The 3,129-nt window shown below is 29.6% G+C and carries 3 protein-coding genes; 2 read left to right on the top strand and 1 reads right to left on the bottom strand.

Annotated features, from left to right (window positions below; translation table 11 throughout):
• Positions 1–135: 135 nt before the first annotated feature.
• Positions 136–1,599 (bottom strand): two-component regulator propeller domain-containing protein, encoded by a 1,464-nt coding sequence (locus CF599_RS19190; RefSeq protein WP_121967523.1) that lies wholly within the window; start codon positions 1,597–1,599, stop codon positions 136–138.
• A gap of 227 nt (positions 1,600–1,826) precedes the next feature.
• Here CF599_RS19190 and CF599_RS20055 point away from each other — a divergent pair, with 227 nt between their 5' ends.
• Positions 1,827–1,949 carry a hypothetical protein gene (locus CF599_RS20055; protein WP_256384153.1) on the top strand — a complete coding sequence of 41 codons (123 nt, stop codon included), beginning with the start codon at positions 1,827–1,829 and terminating at the stop codon, positions 1,947–1,949.
• 297 nt (positions 1,950–2,246) lie between these two features.
• Complete coding sequence (locus tag CF599_RS19185) at positions 2,247–2,948, top strand: hypothetical protein (protein WP_121967522.1); 702 nt, start codon at positions 2,247–2,249, stop codon at positions 2,946–2,948.
• The last annotated feature ends 181 nt before the right edge of the window (positions 2,949–3,129 follow it).

Raw genomic sequence — 3,129 nt, 5'->3', positions numbered from 1 at the left:
ACTCTCTTTTTTTTTGCCTTTTTTTAAGCGTTTAGGACGCTATTGTTTTGCAAGACTAAACTACGATAACTTTTTAGAAGTCAGCTTGCTGGCTTCTTTTTTTTTATCGGACAACAATGTTTGTTAATAGAAAAATCATCTCTTTTCTAATTTAACAAGCCCCTGGTCAGTAGCTAAATATAGATTATAGTTTTTATCAAAAGCCATATCTGTAATTTTAGAGGTAGGGAGCATTGAGTTTTTGCTGTGATAATTCTCCCAAGAGTCTTTCTTTAAATCATACCTAATAAGCCCTGCATTAAAAGAGGCAATCCATAGAATATCATCTTCGTTGTCGTAAAGTACTTTAGTTAAAGAAGTATTAGTAGCGATTCCTGAGTTTTCTAAAGTATATTTAGTATAGCTTCCATCTGTACGATATATGATGAAATCCGTATACATTTCTTCTCTCTTTTTGGCTTCAAAATCATATAAGGATAAAAAGAAATTTCCTTTTTTATCTTCATCAAAATTGGTAATGGTTTTCTTTTTTATAATAGAGGGAAAGGAATCAGAAGTAATTGGTTTATTGTGTTTATCCATTACAATAGTTCCACTAGAGGTACCAATCCAAAGTCTGTTATTTGAATCTCTTTGTGTAAGATAAATATCTGTTGAAGGAAGTTCTTTAACTTTACTTTTATTTATGAAATCCCATTTCTCATTTTTATAGATAGCAACTCCTTCAGGTGAGCTCACAAAAATTTCTTTAGAAATAGGATCATTACTCATTGTTATAACGTATGTTTCTTTGGATAGACCAGTATTGTGCTTTTGCCATTTATGCTCTTGTATAGAGTATATTTGTTTATTACCATATAACCAAACTATATTATCCGCATCAATTAAAATTTGTGAGTACCCAGACTCATTATCATTAAAAGGATCATTATATTGAATTTCTTTAAATTCTTGTCCATTAAAAGTTAATAGTTCAAAATTGGATATTAACCAAACCAATCCAGAATTGTCTACAGCAACTCCCATGATGTTATTATCTAACAGATTAGAGTTTTTAGTATCCCAAACAGATATTGTGTAATTAGATAGATTTTCATTTTTGTATTGGTAGGTTTTGTTTAAGATCTTAGGGGCTGTAGGCTGATCATAGTTTTTTTCAAATTCAGTAAAATCTACTCTAACAATCTCACCAGATATAGTATTGTTTTGAATTTCAAAGACAACGTTTATAGAGGTTTTTAATTCTTTTTTACCATCTGTTATAGAAGGAGTCCACTTTTTAAACTTGTTTAGTTTTTTAATTATTTTTGTTGTTACTGTACTATTTGATTCATCTGTGTGACTTATAACACAACCTGTTTTATTAGGAGCTACTAAAACCTGAAACCCTATTCTTCCGTTAAGCTTATTTAGATCTAACTCTTTGTTTAGCTCTTGTTCAAGTTTCGTAAAAGCTTTTTGATCATATCCAGCTAATGTATCACCACAGTCAAGGCAGAATCTATCTATTTTACAGTTTTCTACTTTTACAGGGTAGATATATTGCCCGTATGAATTAATTCCTAATAGAAGTAAAGAGAACAATAGTGTTTTTTTCATTGTTGATTAGTTGTTTTTTATATAAATAAGATTAACCTATATTTATAGGGTATTACCTAGTAAATATAGGCTACTAAGATAGTCATTCATAAAATTTGTGCCTAGAAGTAAGGATATAAATTTAGATATAACAAAACGTAGATTATATAAATTTCAGCTTATTACATGACAAAAGTATTGATCAATTTATTTTTAAGTCAATAGAGGATTATGTTACTGATAAAAGATTGAATAAATTAGCCATTAGCTTTTATTTTATAGCATATATTGGTCAGATGGCTGTTAATAGTTCAGCTTTAGAAGGGGCGATATTAGGAAGTGCAGTTGGAGTTGCAAGTTGTTGCGTTTAAGATACTGGTGCTACTCTAAATCGGATATATATATTATGATCATAAATGGAACCTTATTAAATTTGGAGTAAATGGAGCTGATTTAAAGAAGTGTAAAAAAATGTATCCTGATGTACATTTTAACCTCTCTGATTAAATATCAAAATTTAATCCACATCAAGGTGAATGATATTTATACTCTTTGTATTACCATAGTACAAAGACATAGTATATAAAAGGTATTGTTTGTCCCCTCTATCTTGTAGATTTTGAAATAGGAGAAAAATTGGCTTGTCTGGATTAAAAAAGTAATATCAAATGAAAAAAATTAGAAGATTAGCTTTTTGGTTTACAAGAAGCGGAGAAGATTATACAAAAACTATATCAGAGCATTTTTTTAGTATTCAAAACCTATATACAAGGTTGCTCAACGAGGTATATGATGGAAGTAAAATAGGTTTCTTTAATTTATGTTATGTTGACCCTGTTTTTTTTGATACACATCCCGAATATCCACGTAATGGTGCTTTTGGAGGAGGAGAGCATCTGCAATATTATGGGGAGTTTGATATTGATGCTTTTTTTGAATTAACAGAAAATGAAAAGAAAAGGTTACTATGGGAAAAGGTTTATTTGTGGATTAATGAGGTAGCAAAGCAAAAGAAAAATCCCAAATTGGCTGAAGCGAACCATTATGCTTATCACAAGGGAATTCAGCTAAACCTGAATGCGGATTTTAAAAGGGTGGAGAAAGAAATTATCTTTAAAGATAAAGTGTGTGAGGCTGCTGTTTGGATAAACTTTTTTGAAGACTATATGTCTGCTAAATTTTCTATCAGTGATAAGGGGAAAGAGGTATATGCTTATGAATTTCAAAAGGCTGAGAATGGAATAGAATTCTTTTTGGATATGTTTAAGAAAATTGAGCAGAAAGGAAATAACGTTATAGTAAAAGGACATTATGATGTTGATTACCTTCCAAAGAAGTTTGATTTAGAAGAATTAGGTATGTATAAGTAAAATGTTGGCAATAAGTAAATAAGATTGCTTCAGGGGTTTGAATTTGTGTAATTTGATGGATTAATCTCAAAAGTTGTGTGTGAATTAAAAACTACAGATCTTTGTAATGATAAATAATAAACGTGGAAAACTATATTGAGTTTATAAAAATGATTTTACCTGAGTTTTTAGTAGAACATTT

It is taken from the genome of Myroides sp. N17-2, from assembly GCF_002286775.1.
GTDB lineage: Bacteria > Bacteroidota > Bacteroidia > Flavobacteriales > Flavobacteriaceae > Flavobacterium.
This window is presented reverse-complemented; position numbering and strand designations above follow the sequence as displayed.